This is a genomic window from Xenorhabdus anantnagensis (assembly GCF_028598555.1).
Classification (GTDB): Bacteria; Pseudomonadota; Gammaproteobacteria; order Enterobacterales; family Enterobacteriaceae; genus Xenorhabdus; species Xenorhabdus anantnagensis.
In genome coordinates, this window is the sequence record NZ_JAQRFN010000026.1 from 1 (window position 1) to 16,146 (window position 16,146).

A 16,146-nucleotide genomic window follows, 5' to 3' on the forward strand; every position below is an offset into this window, starting at 1 on the left:
GCACAGTTCAAACTGGGCTTTGCCAACCGAACGCTCGCTTACCGCCTGCCGCCCAGTAAGCAAAAGGCCGGCGCAGAGATCCGCCGCCGTCTGCAAGCGGTTGGCGTGCTGCGGGAGAACGGGCGTGAACATCTGCGCGGTGCGCTGGTTGTGCCGGTGATGGGTACGCAGGGGCAAATCCATGAACTGTACGGACGCATGATCAGTGATGATCTGCGGGCATCAGTCGTTCGCCATCTATACCTGCCGGGGGCACATCAAGGCGTCTGGAATGAAGCGGCGCTGGGTGCCTCCAAGACACTTATCCTGTGTGAATCGCTGATTGATGCGATGTCGTTCTGGGTCACCGGGCAGCGCCATGTCACGGCGGCCTATGGTGTGCATGGTGTCACCGCGGATCACTGGCAGATCTTTGAACAGCACGGCATTAAACAGGTGCTGATCGCCTTTGATAATGATACAGCGGGCAATGAGGCGGCGGTGAAACTGGCGGCAGCGCTGGTTGCCAAAGGCATCACGCCGCTGCGTGTGGTGTTCCCGCCGGGCAGGGATGCGAACAGCTACCTGTGCCAGATGGCCGAACCGGAATCCGCCTTTGCCCTGCTGATTGAAGGCGCGGTGCCGATGCAGGACGTGGCGGGCATGGTGGCGCTTGAACGCCAGACACCTGAGCCAGAACCCGCTTCCCCTTTAGCCGCTGAACCCGCGCCCCGCGTGACGCCGAATGTGGTGTGTGAGTCCGGCGACAATGGCGAGTTGCTTATCTCAGTCGGCACACTGCAATGGTGTCTGCGCGGCATGAGTACGGTGAAAGCAGGCGCGGCGGCGATGAAACTCAATGCGCAGGTGCTGGACACGCAAAGCGGCATGCTGTTCGCTGACGGGATTGATCTGATGAGCGGACGCTCACGCAACAGTTACGCCCGCATGGCTGCTGCTGAGCTGGGCTTAACCGAAGGCGACCTCCGGCGGGTACTGGGACAGGTGTTACTGGCGGTCGAACAGTGGCAGCAACAGCCAGTGGACACCGCCCCCAACGTACCGGAAATGGGGATCGCAGAACGGGAAGCGGCACTGGCGTTATTGCAAGAACCGTACCTGACAGCCCGTATTACCGCTGACTTAGCCGCCTGTGGTGTGGTCGGCGAATCCACTAACTTACTGGCTGGCTTTTTGGCAGCGGTAAGCCGAAAGTTACCCAAACCGTTAGCCGTCCTGATCCAGAGCAGCAGCGCCGCGGGAAAGAGCAGCTTAATGGAGGCGGTGCTCAACCTGATCCCGCCAGAAGAACGTATCCAGTACAGCGCCATGACCGGCCAGAGTCTGTTTTATCTGGGGGAAACCAATCTCCAGCACAAGATTTTAGCGATAGCGGAAGAAGAAGGTGTGCGGCAGGCGGCTTACGCGCTCAAGCTGTTGCAGTCAGACGGTGAGCTGATAATGGCGAGTACGGGCAAGGATGAAGCGACCGGAAACCTCGTCACCAAAAGCTATACCGTCAAAGGCCCGGTGATGCTGATGTTAACCACGACCGCCATCGATGTGGATGAAGAACTGCTCAATCGCTGTCTGGTGCTGACGGTCAACGAATCCCGCGAACAGACCGAAGCCATCCATGCGGTGCAGCGCCAGAAACAGACGCTGGAAGGCTTATTGGCTGAGAACGAGCGCGACTATCTCACCATGTTGCACCAGAACGCCCAGCGGTTGCTGAAACCGCTGAATGTGGTCAATCCGTATGCTCACCAACTGACCTTTATGTCAGACAAAACCCGCACCCGCCGCGACCATATGAAATATCTCACGTTGATCCAGAGCATCGCGTTGTTGCACCAGTATCAGCGGGAAATCAAAACGGCAGCGCATCGCGGCAAGACACTGGAATATATCGAAGTCACGAAAGACGATATCCGGCTCGCCAATCAGTTAGCGCATGAAATTTTAGGCCGGACGCTGGACGAAATGCCGCCACAAACGCGCAAGCTGTTGCTGTTGATCCAACAGATGGCGCGCGCAATGGCATCGCGAGGTCAGCAAACGCTGCGGGAAGTGCGCTTTACCCGGCGGGATATCCGCGATTTTACCCAATGGAGTGACAATCAGCTTAAAGTGCATTGCCAGCGGCTGGCTGAGATGGAATACCTGCTGATCCACGGCGGCAGTCGCGGGCATCTGCTGCAATACGAACTGCTGTGGGACGGCGAGGGTGACAGCGCCCACTTAAGCGGCCTGATCGTACCGGTATGATCGGCGCAAGTTGGACTGAAAACAACGCAAGTTGCCCCCAAGTTGGGGTCAAGTTGGTCTCAAGTTGGGACAGGCAAAATGGCTATCAGGCCACAGCCAGACAAGGCTGACAGCTCGCAAGTTGGACAAAACGAAAAATCACTGTTCCGGCAACACACTAAAATACTCCCGCCATCCCGTACTGCCGGATCGCTTCCATAACAAAAAGGACAATCCGCATGACTCTCTCACACGACAACGCACTGATAACGCTGCGCCAGCAACTGCTGGCGTATCTGGATACACTGACGGCACAGGGACGTACCAGAAAAACGCTGGAAGCCTACCGGGAACGGCTGTTACCGTTCGTGGACTGGTGCGAACAGCGCACCGTGCAGTATCCGGCTCAGGTGACGCTGGGGTTGCTGGAAAGCTGGCAGCATTATCTGCGCAGTTACCGCAAGGCTGACGGTCAGCCGTACAGCAATAACAGCCAGCGCGACCGTCTGAGTACGTTACGGATCTGGTTCCGCTACTTGCTGCAACGCCACCACATTCTCTACAACCCGGCCGAGCAACTGGTGTTGCCGAAAGAAGAAAAGCGGCTGCCTGCCCAGATCCTGAGTGAACGGGAAACCACGCAGGTGCTGGACAGCCTTGACGACCAGAGTCTCTTGGGGCTGCGCAACCGGGTGATGCTGGAAATCCTCTGGAGCAGCGGCATCCGGCGTATGGAGCTGCGCCAGCTCCGGTGGGGGGATATCGACGTCGAACGCGGGGCGGTGGTGGTCAATCAGGGCAAAGGCCATAAAGACCGGGTGGTCCCCATCGGTGAGCGGGCGCTAAGCTGGCTGACACGTTATCTGGTGCATGTCCGGCCCCAGTTGGCCGCGCAATATGACAGCGGCTACCTGTTTATCTCGCAAAAGGGCAGGCCGCTCAGTCCGGGGCACCTGACACACATCGCGGGCAAGGCTATCCGGCAGCAGGCACAACTGGACAAGCCGGGTGCCTGCCATCTGTTCCGGCATTCAATGGCAACCCAAATGCTGGACAACGGGGCCGATATCCGCCATATCCAGGCGATGCTGGGACACGAAAAACTCAATACCACCCAAGTGTATACGCGGGTCGCTATCGGGCACTTAAAGAAAGTGCATAAGCAAACCCATCCGGCCGAGCGTGACCCTCAGGCATTGCCGGAAGCCGACAAGCCTACCGAACCGCCGGAGAGTGGCTCAGACCGTGCCAGCGGAAAACCGGATGCCGAGCCGAAACTCCAGCGTAGCGGACAGCCCGCTCCTCCCCGTTAAGTTAGCTGGCGTTCAGTGCGGGGGCAGACCGTGGCCGGACTGCCCGTCGGCCTCAGTGTCTGCGGGGGTACGTGGGCCATGGGCGGCCTGAACAACCGTGTCCCCGTTGAGTCGGTGCAGGCCGCCCAAAGCCCACTCAACATAATGTGGGGGAATTATACGCCACTCACCGAGCCGCCCCGCCGCCCGTCAACGGCATCGGTGAGCGGTTCGCAGCGTATAATTGACATTATGTCTGCGCCCCCACTTATCGGCATCGCAGGGTGCACCGCACAAGGCTTCGCCTTCTGCTGTCGGTATCTGAGCACTGCCTCGGCAAACACCGAGCCAATCTTAAGCACCGTGCCCCGTTCCGGCAAAAACAGCGTCCTCTTTAGCTTCCTTGCCTTGCTCAGGCAAACATCCCTGTAGGCAGGTCGGCCTTACGGCCTCCGTTGTTTACCTCCCCCGCCCCAACCCTGCTGCACTGGCTGTGCCCGGCTCGCAGTCGCTGCGCTCCTCGCTCGTTGCCGTGCTCGCCATCTCCGCCCCGTGCAGCCCCCGCAGGGGGCTTCCCTTGAAAACACGGTGCGGTCATGCAAAGCCGTGCTCCATCTGAAACATCAGTGATCCCGAGCGTCGCAGGGCGCCGCTTGCAGGCTCTATGCCGCCCGCACCCGCAGAACGTGCACCCACCGCCCAGACAAGCTGGTCGGCGTTCGCCCGTTGCCGAAAGTGAAAAACCGCACAAAATCAGGCTCTTCAGCCCATCACAAGGAAAAAGGGGCGCTATACTGCACAACAGCTTACAGCGGTAGCAGGGCAAAAGCGCCCCGGGGCAACATCGCAAAACAGACCAAAAGTGCGTATCGGCGTTTTAAGTTCGCGGATGTGGGCTAAACGGGTAAAAAGGGTTCTTTAATAAGCTGATAATCAAGGAAAAAATCGCTTAAAAAAGTATAACCACGTCTGAACCTTCCCTAAGACCCCATCGGGCTGCTGGGCGGCGTGAATCCGTATTCTTATGTGCATAATCCCACAGGTTGGGTTGATCCATATGGTTTGGCAGGTGGAGTTGGGAATAAAGGTGATTACCTTATAACGTATCGCGGAGATACACGAAGTTTCACTGAAATTTTTGAAAAAGGATTTGAAACACGAGGACCAAGCAATGATTTGTATCTGCACGCATTAGATAATAAAAATCCTCCAAGCAATTTTATAAGCACGACTACTGATCCGAGTAAAACTATTGGTTTTGCAACAAATTATGGAAGCCAAAGCGGGTATATGTACACCATGAAAACTAATAATGGTATAGATGTAAACAAGGTTCTAGGTTCAAAATCGCCGTATCCTGGAGAAGCAGAAATTGCAATACCCGGTGGAGTTAAATCTGAAGATATATTAGGTGCAAGAGCAGTTAATGCTGATGGAGAAATGTGGGACTATACAATTTTAAATCCAAAGAGGTATGGAAAATGACAGGCATTGATAAAAGAAAAATCAAAATAATAATAAATGGAAAAATGGAAGAAGCTGAATTGCACCTGATCACCTCTCCTAATAGAGATTGTTGTTTGAAAATATTTCATAATAATAATCAGTTAGCAGAATCAAATGATACCGACTATTTTTCATGCTTTATAGATTTGAGAAACCAATTAAAAGATATAATTTTTCTTTGCAAAGGAGCAAAAATAAATGTGTTTCCATCTGCAATGCAGAGAGATATGGGATTAGGAAAAGTGGCTTATGAGACTACATTAGGTCAGCATGGTTTACCTGAAAATATGGTTCATATATTTGATTTTGAAGATAAAGATGTTAATTACACCCCAGAAGAGCAAAGTAAATTCCATCTTCAATGGTTTGAATCGCTACGATAAAATAACTGCTTTATGAGCTTAGATAAAGCCGGAAAGTGAAGTGACCCCCAATAGTTGGACAACCAATGACTGGGGGTTTTTTTATGTCTAAATATAGTCGTGAACTAAAAATCATTATTGCTAAACGATGTCTGGCAGGTAACGCATCGGATAAGCTATCAGCGGAATATTCAATCTCTTCTCGACAAATTCGATACTGGGCTCAAGTGGTTGCCATTCATGGTGATAACGCCTTTTTGCCAACGTCTCACTCTCTTTGTGCTGCAACAAAACTCCAGGCTTTAAAATTAATGTGGACAAATGATTGGTCTCTCACTCACACGAGCGCAGTTCTCAATTTAACGACCCCGGGTACCTTATCAGTCTGGCTTGATAAGTATAATGAAACCGGTATCAAAGGGCTTGAAAGTCCTCAGCGAGGAAGACCCCCAATGAAATCACGACCTAAAATCCCGCCGAAGTCTGATGACGAAATGACAGTTGAGGAACTTAAAGAAGAATTAGCTTATTTACGTGCAGAAAATGCTGTCCTAAAAAAGTTAGAAGAGCTGGAACAGAAGAAACGCTAACTCGCAAAGAAAAAGCGTTAATTGTTTTAGCTCTTAAAAAGCAATATCCATTAAAGCACTTACTTTGTGCCATTAATCTTGCAAGAAGCGTGTTTTACTATCAGTGTCAAGCGCTTAAAAAAACGCGTGCTTATGAACAAGAAATAGAGATGATTAAGACTATTTATCATGAGCATAAAGGTCGTTATGGCTATCGTCGCATTCATTTAGCATTGATAAAAAATGGCTTTAAAATCAATCACAAGACAGTACAACGATTAATGGGACAATTAAACCTAAAATCCACGGTAAGGCCGAAGAAATATCGTTCTTATCGTGGAGAAGTGGGTAAAACAGCACCGAATTGGTTAGCAAGAGATTTTCACGCGACAAAACCGAATGAGAAATGGGTAACGGATGTGACGGAGTTTAAAGTGAATGAACAAAAAGTCTATCTGTCACCTATTATTGACTTATTTAATCAAGAGGTTATTGCTTACAACGTGGCGAAAAAGGCGAGTCTGCCTTTAGTGACTGAAATGCTAAAAGAGGCATTAGATAAGCTAGAGGCTCACGCTAAGCCACTGATTCACAGTGATCAAGGTTGGCAATATCGACATAGGGCTTATCAAAAGCAACTTGCTGATAAAGATATTAAGCAAAGTATGTCGAGGAAAGGGAACTGTTTGGATAATGCGATGGCCGAAAACTTTTTTGCCTTACTCAAAACAGAAATGTATCACCGACAGCATTTTAAAGATGCTGATGAACTGATTGAAAAGATAGAAGAATACATCGAATATTACAATACAAAACGGATTAAGGTGAAATTAAAAGGCCTAACTCCGATAGAATATCGAAATCAGGCCTTACACGCCGCTTAACTAAAATGTCCAACTTTTTGGGGTCAGTTCAAAGATCCGTATGATCTTCCGGCTTTCTTCTTTTTTAAGAGCTGCTCAGTCCCTGCCCTTAGCTGCTTTTGTAGCCCCCCAATCAGCTCCCGCATCCTCAGCTTAATTTCACTGATTTGCTCCCGCTGGCGCTGGTATTGCTGTTTGAGGCTGTTCGTCTCGTCACTGTCGGGTATCAGCACTAAACAGCCGTTCATGATCTTAACCGTGACCGAGCCGCCAATATCAAATCCGGCTTCTTTAAGCTATTGCTCCTTAGTTTGACTATCCAGGACATGGCACACAGTACGACTTGCCTGCGAAGGTAAAAGAATTAATTGACAATGGTTCATTGGAAAAAGTGTCAAAAACATTAAAAGGGAAACCCATACCGTTAGATTAATAGGTGTATCAATGAATAAAGAAGAACTGAGAAAACGTTTAAAAGAGAATAAGATCTCATCATCATACTATTCATTAGAAGGAGGTGCTCCCGATGATAGGATCTGCCTTAGTTATGAGGATGGATATTGGCTAGTCTATCATGCAGAAAGAGGTGCGCGTAGTTGGGTAGAATCGTTTGAAAAAGAAGAAGATGCATGCCAACGTTTCTGGGAGTATGTTTCTGATATAAAAAGAGTGTATGGATAAAACACAAGGCCGGAAGAGATCTCCGTGATCTTCCGGCCTTGTTCTTTTTAAGAGCGGCTCACTCCCTGCCATTAGCGGCTTTTATAATCACCAATCAGTTCCAGCTATTCCCTAGTTTGGATAGCCTAGTATGGGTACTCAATATGAACTTTCTGGTAAAATTGAACAGTTAGTAACAGATAGTGTTCTTAAGAGGCTTCCATGAACTTAAAAATGAAAAATCTGAAGAAAAAAGAGATGATTTATGATGGGTTCGAAGACGGATTTTATGAACTAAATCATACGATTCAGTGCCCATATTGTGATGAAAAAATAACTGTCAACGTTTCAAGTCTAAAAGACTTAAGTGAGTTAGATGAACATTTGGGTCATGTATTGAATAGTTAGTTATTGTGATATGCTCTAACTTTTTAAGGGTGGAGTATGGCTAAAGTTGACGTTTATTGTCACACATCAGAACAGGTCAAAGGACATGGAAAAGGAAATGGCGGCCATCGCTGTTATGCCTGCTGTAAGGTCTTTCAGTTGGAATACACCTATCAAGCCTGTAAACTCGGTGTTAAAGAACAGATTATCGATATGGCAATGAATAACCGAGGGATCCGCGACACCGCCCGTGTCCTGAAAGTGGCCACAAGTACCGTCATGACAACCTAAAAACTTACCCCCCGAAACGTGACGACGCTTCCTCTTGACGGGGATAACATTCAGCTTATCTGTGAAATGGATGAGCAAGGGTCGTTTGTGGGGAACAAGAAAAATCAACGCGGGCTCTGGTATGCTTGGGAACCCCGTCTGAAACGAATAGTGGCACCTGTTTTTGGGATCGCAGCCGGAAAACATTAGACAAACTGCTTACCCTTTTATCGCCCTTTAATATCCAGTTTTATTGTACGGATGATTATGCTGTGTATGACCGCCTCCCAGAAGAAGAACACCTGACAGGGAAGGCATTCACCAACGTTTAGAAAGAAACAATTTAACGCATCGAATCCGGATAAAAAGACTGAATCGAAAAACGATAGGGTATTCTAAATCAGAGGAAATGCACGATAAAGTGATTGGTACTTTCATTGAGCGTGAGAACTATTTTTAATAAGAGATCTAACTAGTTAATACACAACCGAATTTTCCATGTATCACATTCTCTCCTAATTCGAGTGCTTCCACATAATCCGCATACCATTGCAGCATTTCCCTACGACCATCCAGATATTGAGCGTGGTTGTAAGTACCACGGATGCTGTTCTTGTCAACATGAGCAAGCTGAGTTTCAATCCAAGCCGTGTTATAACCTTGTTCATGCAGGATCGTACTCATGGTATGGCGGAAACCGTGGCCTGTTGCTTTGCCATCATAACCAATGCGCTTAATAACCTGATTGATGGCGGCCTCGCTCATCGGTTTACCCGCATCATTACGACCGGGAAAAACGTATTTCCCGCGTCCTGTAATCTCGTACAACTTAATAAGAATGGCTTTAACCTGGCTTGATAACGGAACAATGTGAGGGCGGCGCATTTTCATTCGCCCGGCGGGGATTTGCCAGATATCTTTATCAAAATCGAATTCAGTCCATTCCGATTCTCTCAGCTCAATGGTTCGTACTCCGGTCAACATCAGCATGCGTGTCGCTGATTGCGTCACTTGGCTTCCGCTATAACCATTCAAGGCGATGAGGAAATCATTCATCTGGTCGGCTAAAAGGTGTGGGAAATGTTTTTGCTTGGGGGCTTTCAGTGCGCTGGCAAGATCAGTAACGGGATTGAACTCAGCCCGTCCGGTAATAACGGCATAGGTGAAAATTTGCCGACAAGCCTGTCTGGTTTTTTTCAATTTATCCAAAACGCCGCGTTGCTCCATCTTTCGGAGTACAGCCAGCATTTCAGCGGGTTTAATCTCGGTAACGGCACGTTTGCCAATATACGGGAAGATGTCTTTTTTCAGATATTCCAGTATGTCTTCGGCATAGCCTTTTGACCAATTGGGGCGTTTATGTTCATGCCATTCAATGGCTATAGACTCAAAGCTATTATTGATTGCGAAGGCTTCGGCAAGGGAGATTTCAGGATATACCCCCAATGCGAGCAATTTTTCCTTGCCTGCGATCCGGTACTTTAACCGCCAATAGCGGGAGCCATTTGGATTAATCAATAGATATAGTCCGCCACCATCTGCAAGTTTGTAGGGTTTTTCTTTCGGCTTTGCAGTGTCGGGCTGTTAGCTTCATGGGGGTATCTCACTTCATTGAACCTAAACGTACCCCTAAATATACCCCTATAAGATCGGAGATTTCAACATACCTTACTAGACTACAGGAGAATGGAAAAAGGCCAACACTGCGTATTTATTGGGATTTTGTAGATTTTGGAAGACGTTACGATATGAATGGGCCCTACAGGATTCAATAACATTACTTAATTTATTGTTTTTAAATAATTTTATTTAGTTCAATTATCTTACATGCCCCCTAAAATGCCCCCGAGACTAGCTTTCTGTATTGAACAAGTATTTTGTCCACTGACAGAGAATAACGGAATCTCATGTGATAAACAAAATTTAGACTGCTGTAATAATCTGAACCATAGTCAAAAGTGCCGTTGAAGCCTGATGAACCATCAGGAAATAAGTCACATTCGTGCAGATCAAGGTAAAGGTATCATATCTTCATCAAAGCACGAATCGGTAAAAATACATATTTTGCAATGTGTTAGGTGATCTTTCTATTGTAATGTAATATTCTATAGAGAAGAGGTCAAATCACTTCATACTTAAACTTGTCGTTTAAGGGTTAAAGCAAGATGTATTAGTTCAGGTTTACGCAAAAAAGTTGATAAATAGGGAATGCTAGAATGTCAGAAAGCATCAACTCAGGTGTTGACGGTGGTTCAGGGTATACATTCCAACGATGCTGTGTTGTATATCTTCTTTTTGATGATTACGAAAAACTAATCACATCATCTATAGACTATTTCATATGCATTGAACATCATGAAGATTTTCTTTTTGCTTTCATTGATGAAAATGGCAATATTGAGAATATCGATACTTATCAAGCAAAAAAATCCAGAGATGACTGGAAAACCGACCAAAAATTTTGCGAAATCATTGGAAAAATCTCTCTCGTAGGGAAAGAACTTATCAATGACACACATCCAAAAGTTGACACTTATGCACACACACTTTCTTTTCTAACAAATAGGAATATTCTCCTTCAGGGTAAAAGAGTACAAGGTAAAAAACGAGCTTTAGAAAAAATTCAAATATCTAACATATCTCGGAATTATTCAGAGCTAAATAATGAAATAAAAGAAAATATTCAATCAAATTTGAAAGATGGAGAAATGGCCGATTTTAACCAGTTAGCCAATGTAAGGTTTAATTTTATCGATCTTCCACAGAGTTATAAAGGATGGAAAAGAACTCTAACTGGTTTATCTACAGAAATCCTAGGTAGTGATGTTAGTGATCATGAAGCAGTAATAACAACATTGATGGCACTACTTCAAGACGTCGAATTAGCATATAACAATGCAGGATATGCATTATTAACAGAAAAGTCTAAACGACTTACCAAGCAGAAAATAAATACTACATTTAATATGTTCGCCGAGAGTAAAAAAACTTTTGACTTCTGGCGACAATGTTCTGAAGAATTATCTAAGGGCTTACAAATAAAGCTTCCCATAAAAAGAAAAGCAAAAGAGTTGTTAGATAATTGCTTTGATTTCTTTAAAGACATACAACAAATAGAATATAAAAAAATCTATAAATTTGTATCTGAAAGTACTGATGTTGATGAAAACCATAGCAGTGAACCAGAATGTATTATTGAGTTATATCAAATGTATATTAGTGAATATAATCCAAGACTAGAAGAGCATATGGTCGCATTTGCAATTATAGCAGCGTATGTAGAAACAAGAGGAATGTATGCCTAAATTAACCCTAAAAAACATATTAGCATATTCCATCAATAACAAAAATTTCTTTCGCACCGATTTTGGAAAATCGGTAAATATTATACATGGTAGGAATACTTCTGGTAAGAGTACACTGATACAGTCAATTCTCTATTCAATGGGCATCAATGATTCAAAAGAAAATCTTCATGATATAATCAGTCAAAATGTAATATTTCGCCTTGAGTGTGAAATTAAAGAAAATGATATAATTAAGAAAATTGTATTTGTACGCTTAGATGATACTCTGATTATACGTATTGACGGTACTTCCCCTATACGATTTGATGGAATAAATAGCAATAATTCTTATGAGTATGGAAGATATAAGGAACTTTTCAATAAGTTATTCCACTTTAATTTAATGCTACAGAAACAAACTGATTTTACCAATGCTCCGATAGAAGCTGCTTTTTTGCCATACTATATATCCCAATCTGTTGGATGGGTTTACCTGAGGGAATCTATCGGAGATTATCGTTTCTATAAAGATTTTAAATTTGACTATTTAGATTACTACTCTGGAATAAAAAACGGCACAGAACGATTACAGAAATATACCCTTCAAAAAGAAAAGAAACAACTTGAATACGAACTTAATCAATTAAGTCATTATAAATCAAATGATAAAAATCTAAACTTATCAGAGAAATTAGAAAAAAGATTTAAAGGCGAATCACTCGAATATTTAAAAAATTACGATATGTTAGCAACAACACTGGCCTCAGAAGAAGCTCAGCATGGAAAACTATGTAATAAAATAAGTATGCTTCGTGGTCGCCAAAAAGTGATTTTGCAGACCATCAAAAATATGGAGTTACAAAAACCACGGGTAGATAGATGCCCTGTATGTGAGCAAACGTTACCCGGAGATATTAAAGATTTATATATTTATTCTCAAGATATCAATGATGCTGCAAAAGAAAAAGATCGCGTTTCTGAAGAAATAAAAAAAACCGTGTCAATATTAAATTCAGTTGAGAAGAAAATCAAAAAAAATAGCAAAATCATTAACTATGAATATGATATTTTAAAAAAATCTAGAATTGAAGAAGTTAGCTTTAACTCTTGGATAAATCATCATGCAAATATGATCCTTCTTGAAGGCATATCAAAAAAGGAAATCAATTATAACAAAGAAATATCTTTCCTACAGGATAGAATCGAAGAATTAGGAAATGATTTAGAAATAGATAACTTACGCAAAAAAACAGAATGGGAATTTTTAAAAATATTTAAAGAGAAAGCAAAACTTTTAGAAGTAAAAATACCCGATCATGCAAGATATAGAGAGCTTTATTCGATTACATCGTTTCCCTATCAAGGAGTTGAACTACATAAAATAGTTATGGCATACCACTTTGCTTTTTATGAAATGATTTCAAAAAAATCTATCATCCATAATTTTCCCTTTTTACTAGATGCTATCTTCAAAGAAGATATTGATGTTGGAAATAGAGAGATTATATTCAAATTCCTCGCTAATGAAGCGAGAAATCAGGAACAAATGTTATTTACCGTGGCAGAGTTTAAAAAAGAAATCAATCCATTAAATGGCGATGCTCTTTTCAATATCGATGAAATAAATAATAAATATTTCTCTGGCAACGCAAAACAAATATGTATAGGAAATGCAAAATCTGTCAGATCATTTTTACTCAAGACAGATTTAGATGATAAAGAAAAAACTTTACTGGATGATGCGTTTTCTCTACTCCAAACTGTGTAGTAATATACAAATAAATAGGGCCTGATGGCCCTATATCTTCCTGATCATTAAGATCCAAATACAAATACAAATATTAAACTTAATTCATGCTATTAATTAAATGAAAGTGTATTCCCAATTGAAAACAGCATTATTTATTGTGATTCAGAAGAGCGATGAAATCGTTAGGAAAAATCAGTCACTTCATTGAAGTAAATATTTTAGAACACTCGCTATTAATGAATGCATGGTTTTCATAATAAATATTTTGTGCTTATTTTAAATGAAAAAATAGCTGTATATAAGCACAAAAATTCATTAATTAAATTATGTTAGAGTAATCAATTTATTAATCCAATCCTTTAACTTCATATCCCAGTTTAATTATTTTTATTCTAATGCTCTCTTTCGAGCCTTACGCTCAATAAGCTGCCCATCTTTATCAAAATACCGACTAGGCCAGATTTCTGAAGGATGTATTTCGAGATAATTAGCAATAATCCACTCACCTTTAGGCCAAAGACGACTAAGAGTATTTGCTAGTGTAGATGAACTAAGTCCCACTTCACGGGAGACAGCTGCTAAGGTTGTACCACGTTTACGTAATGCTGCGATAATATCCGCTTGATGCCAATCATTTTTAACGTTATTCATTTCTGCTACCCCTTCCATTAATTAATATTGATGGTGGCGATTCAGACAGGGTTCGCGGACCGGCGCTTACTCCGGCGAGGCCGAAGCCTCCCCCGCCTGAACCACCATAGAAAAGGTAATAGCAGGCACACTGGTAAAGATTCTTACCAGTGTATAAGCGCACAAGGCCGCGACGCCTTGACCATCGGTATTTGCCAATGGCGAGGCTACTTTAACTGATTGGTTTATCTGCTTCAATAAGCGAATCAGTAAAAGTGCTTACCTTTTTACGTTATATTCCATTAAATGTGTTAAGACGTAGCTGTTGTACCTCACTTAAGGTAAACACAAACTCTTCATGCTCTGCTTGCCATGTGCCAAAGCTCATCAGAAATGCAATTGCAGGATCGATTTTGTTCGCCGATTTCTTCTTGTTCGGTTTGATATTGGCGTTAGCGTCGGTCTCTATCACCACATTGGACATTGCCCATGAGAGAACCGGATCGCCATTGTGACGAATGACCTTGCGGTTAACAAACACCTCGGTTGATTTGGCAACGGGACTAAATCGCATATAGGTTTGCGGGAATGGCTCAACATCCAAGCCTGCTCCCTGTAGCTGAGTTCTTAAGTGGGTGGCGTTCCACGTGTCAAAACCGATCAGTTTGATATCAAAGTGCTGACTGTCTTTGAGAATATCATCACGAATACGGTCATAATCAATACAATCGCCTGCTGTGGTGCGTATCCAGCCCATTTGTGCCCACTGACGGTAAATTGCCCGATTCTTATTGGCAGGATTTTGTAACTGAGCTTCCGGCAAGTAATGACGGGTCAGTAATAACAGTTCGTTATCCACGGGGAAGGTGTAACAGATGCTGGTGATATCCCCCGTTGAAGATAAGTCCAAGCCAGCGTAACACTCCAGTCCTTTCAGGTCGTTCTCGTCATAATCAGTCTTACAGGCTTTCCAAGCCCCTTCCCCCATCCACGGTGTTTCGCCCTGACACCAGATATTAAAGCGTTTGGTGAGCATTTCTGTCCATTGTGAGGGAATACCTCGCGCTTTCTGAATGGTGTCACGCAAAGCGGCACTGTCCACGGAAATATTCAGATTGGGATTGGCCTTAATCCAAAGGTTTTCATCATCAATCTCGTTCTCGTCGTCCAGCTCGTAAATCAGGGCAAATAACGATTCGTTTTGTTCTTCGCCACTCAGTATCTGACAGCAATAATCATAATGCTGTTTACAAGCCGATATCACGTTACTGCCTGCCGTGGTAATGGCAAACAGAATGCCTTCGGGACGTGCACCCATGCCTAATTCAAGGGCAGAATATACAGCGTTATCCGGGTGCAAATGGTACTCATCGACAATCGCCAGACTGGGATTTGTACCCTCAATCGTAGCGGCTTTGGCTGCCAGTGGTTTTAACAGACTGTTGCTCTTCGGGCAAGTTACTTTGTGTTGTTGGATAGCTACCCGTTTTTTGAGCGGTTTTGATAGCAGGCACATCTGACGGGTATCATCAAACACAATGCGCGCCTGATCACGACTCACGGCAGCGGTGTAAATATCCTGCTGGCCTGACTCCATCACCAGAAACCAGTTAGCCAGTATTGCGGCAACGGTGGATTTGGCATTTTTGCGCGGCACCTGAATGTAAGCACTGCGGTACTTCCGCCGACCGGTGGCCTTCACTTTGAAGCCGAACAGATTAGCAAACGCAAATTGCTGCCACGGCTCCAGCATAATCGGTTTACCCCGCAAATGACCTTTGACGTGTGGACAGAGACGGGCAAAACCAATAAACCGTTCGACAACTTCGGTATCAAACGTATAAAACGGGTTATTCAGGTCGTTAAAATAACGTTTTACCGCCTGTTTTACCCGTTTACAGGCCGGAATTGTGCCGTTTTCGATATCAAAAGCGTACTGTTCCCATACGTTCATAGTCGGTCTAGCTCGTCCTCTTCCTCTGTTCCCACCGGATTTTTCCGCCGTGATACCGGATCAAAACCCAGTAATGAAGACATTTTTATCATGATTTTTTCAGCGTCGGCCTTGGCACTCAATGACGGATTACGGCTTTCACTACCCTGACTGTTCACAATGCTAAAGCCCCTGATATCAATGTCTGCCACGGCTTTTCGGTAAATAGCGTAGTTGACGCAGTACAGTTCTAAATTGTTCCAGTCAGCGGCGTTCAGATCTTCCCGCTCACTTAAGATTTTACCTTTGGCCTTCCATTGGCTGGCGGCAATGTCATTTAAATAAGTGGGTGGTTTGGGTGCTCTTGCCATAATGTTCTCTGTTCCTTGTGATTTATTTTCAAAAAAATTG

15 protein-coding genes and 2 pseudogenes are annotated in these 16,146 nt (G+C 44.3%); 12 read left to right on the forward strand and 5 right to left on the reverse strand.

All coding sequences use genetic code 11. The features are described from left to right. The 3 genes from PSI14_RS15890 to xerC form a co-directional block, all read left to right on the forward strand. A partial coding sequence (locus PSI14_RS15890; protein ID WP_273576797.1) for a toprim domain-containing protein occupies nt 1-2,247 on the forward strand: 2,247 nt, incomplete at its 5' end. A gap of 78 nt (nt 2,248-2,325) precedes the next feature. After that, the gene (locus PSI14_RS15895) at nt 2,326-2,448 is read left to right on the forward strand and encodes a hypothetical protein (RefSeq protein ID WP_273576798.1); all 123 of its coding nucleotides are present in this window, start codon (nt 2,326-2,328) and stop codon (nt 2,446-2,448) included. Nucleotides 2,449-2,465: 17 nt separating this feature from the next. After that, entirely contained in the window at nt 2,466-3,539 is a 1,074-nt protein-coding gene (xerC, locus tag PSI14_RS15900; protein WP_273576799.1) for a site-specific tyrosine recombinase XerC, read from the forward strand. Nucleotides 3,540-3,930: 391 nt separating this feature from the next. On the opposite strand, the gene PSI14_RS15905 is transcribed toward xerC, so the two are convergent. Continuing rightward, the gene (locus PSI14_RS15905; protein WP_273576800.1) at nt 3,931-4,116 is read right to left on the reverse strand and encodes a hypothetical protein; all 186 of its coding nucleotides are present in this window, start codon (nt 4,114-4,116) and stop codon (nt 3,931-3,933) included. Nucleotides 4,117-4,526: 410 nt separating this feature from the next. Here PSI14_RS15905 and PSI14_RS20275 point away from each other — a divergent pair, with 410 nt between their 5' ends. The 7 genes and pseudogenes from PSI14_RS20275 to PSI14_RS20285 all read left to right on the forward strand — a co-directional run bounded on the left by PSI14_RS20275 (nt 4,527) and on the right by PSI14_RS20285 (nt 8,595). Beyond that, a complete protein-coding gene (locus PSI14_RS20275) occupies nt 4,527-5,003 on the forward strand; it encodes a scabin-related ADP-ribosyltransferase (protein WP_273576801.1) in 477 nt (158 codons plus the stop codon). Then, a complete protein-coding gene (locus tag PSI14_RS15915) occupies nt 5,000-5,407 on the forward strand; it encodes a hypothetical protein (protein ID WP_273576802.1) in 408 nt (135 codons plus the stop codon). The genes PSI14_RS20275 and PSI14_RS15915 overlap by 4 nt, the downstream gene beginning before the upstream one ends. Before the next feature lie 83 nt (nt 5,408-5,490). Then, nucleotides 5,491-5,976: a helix-turn-helix domain-containing protein gene (locus PSI14_RS15920; protein WP_273576803.1), complete on the forward strand. Its 486-nt coding sequence runs from the start codon at nt 5,491-5,493 to the stop codon at nt 5,974-5,976. 20 nt (nt 5,977-5,996) lie between these two features. After that, on the forward strand, nt 5,997-6,839 hold the full coding sequence (locus PSI14_RS15925) for an IS3 family transposase (RefSeq protein ID WP_273576840.1): 843 nt from the start codon (nt 5,997-5,999) through the stop codon (nt 6,837-6,839). Nucleotides 6,840-7,262: 423 nt separating this feature from the next. Next, nucleotides 7,263-7,499 carry a hypothetical protein gene (locus PSI14_RS15930; RefSeq protein ID WP_273576804.1) on the forward strand — a complete coding sequence of 79 codons (237 nt, stop codon included), beginning with the start codon at nt 7,263-7,265 and terminating at the stop codon, nt 7,497-7,499. Between the two features lie 423 nt (nt 7,500-7,922). Next, nucleotides 7,923-8,156: an IS1-like element transposase gene (locus PSI14_RS20280; protein WP_370688869.1), complete on the forward strand. Its 234-nt coding sequence runs from the start codon at nt 7,923-7,925 to the stop codon at nt 8,154-8,156. 66 nt (nt 8,157-8,222) lie between these two features. Continuing rightward, nucleotides 8,223-8,595 (forward strand): annotated as a pseudogene (locus tag PSI14_RS20285) (IS1 family transposase). An 8-nt stretch (nt 8,596-8,603) separates the two neighbouring features. Here PSI14_RS20285 and PSI14_RS15940 read toward each other — a convergent pair. Continuing rightward, nucleotides 8,604-9,719 (reverse strand): annotated as a pseudogene (locus PSI14_RS15940) (tyrosine-type recombinase/integrase); the annotation flags it as partial. Nucleotides 9,720-10,351: 632 nt separating this feature from the next. Between PSI14_RS15940 and PSI14_RS15945 the strand changes: the two are divergent. Further along, nucleotides 10,352-11,440 (forward strand): hypothetical protein, encoded by a 1,089-nt coding sequence (locus PSI14_RS15945; protein WP_273576806.1) that lies wholly within the window; start codon nt 10,352-10,354, stop codon nt 11,438-11,440. After that, the gene (locus PSI14_RS15950; protein ID WP_273576807.1) at nt 11,433-13,190 is read left to right on the forward strand and encodes an SMC family protein; all 1,758 of its coding nucleotides are present in this window, start codon (nt 11,433-11,435) and stop codon (nt 13,188-13,190) included. The genes PSI14_RS15945 and PSI14_RS15950 overlap by 8 nt, the downstream gene beginning before the upstream one ends. Before the next feature lie 369 nt (nt 13,191-13,559). Here PSI14_RS15950 and PSI14_RS15955 read toward each other — a convergent pair whose 3' ends face one another. The 3 genes from PSI14_RS15955 to PSI14_RS15965 all read right to left on the reverse strand — a co-directional run bounded on the left by PSI14_RS15955 (nt 13,560) and on the right by PSI14_RS15965 (nt 16,106). Next, nucleotides 13,560-13,823 carry a helix-turn-helix domain-containing protein gene (locus PSI14_RS15955; protein WP_273576808.1) on the reverse strand — a complete coding sequence of 88 codons (264 nt, stop codon included), beginning with the start codon at nt 13,821-13,823 and terminating at the stop codon, nt 13,560-13,562. Nucleotides 13,824-14,094: 271 nt separating this feature from the next. Beyond that, the gene (locus PSI14_RS15960; RefSeq protein WP_273576809.1) at nt 14,095-15,756 is read right to left on the reverse strand and encodes a terminase large subunit; all 1,662 of its coding nucleotides are present in this window, start codon (nt 15,754-15,756) and stop codon (nt 14,095-14,097) included. Next, the gene (locus PSI14_RS15965; RefSeq protein ID WP_273576810.1) at nt 15,753-16,106 is read right to left on the reverse strand and encodes a phage terminase small subunit P27 family; all 354 of its coding nucleotides are present in this window, start codon (nt 16,104-16,106) and stop codon (nt 15,753-15,755) included. Before PSI14_RS15965 ends, PSI14_RS15960 begins: the two co-directional genes overlap by 4 nt. Nucleotides 16,107-16,146 lie beyond the last annotated feature (40 nt).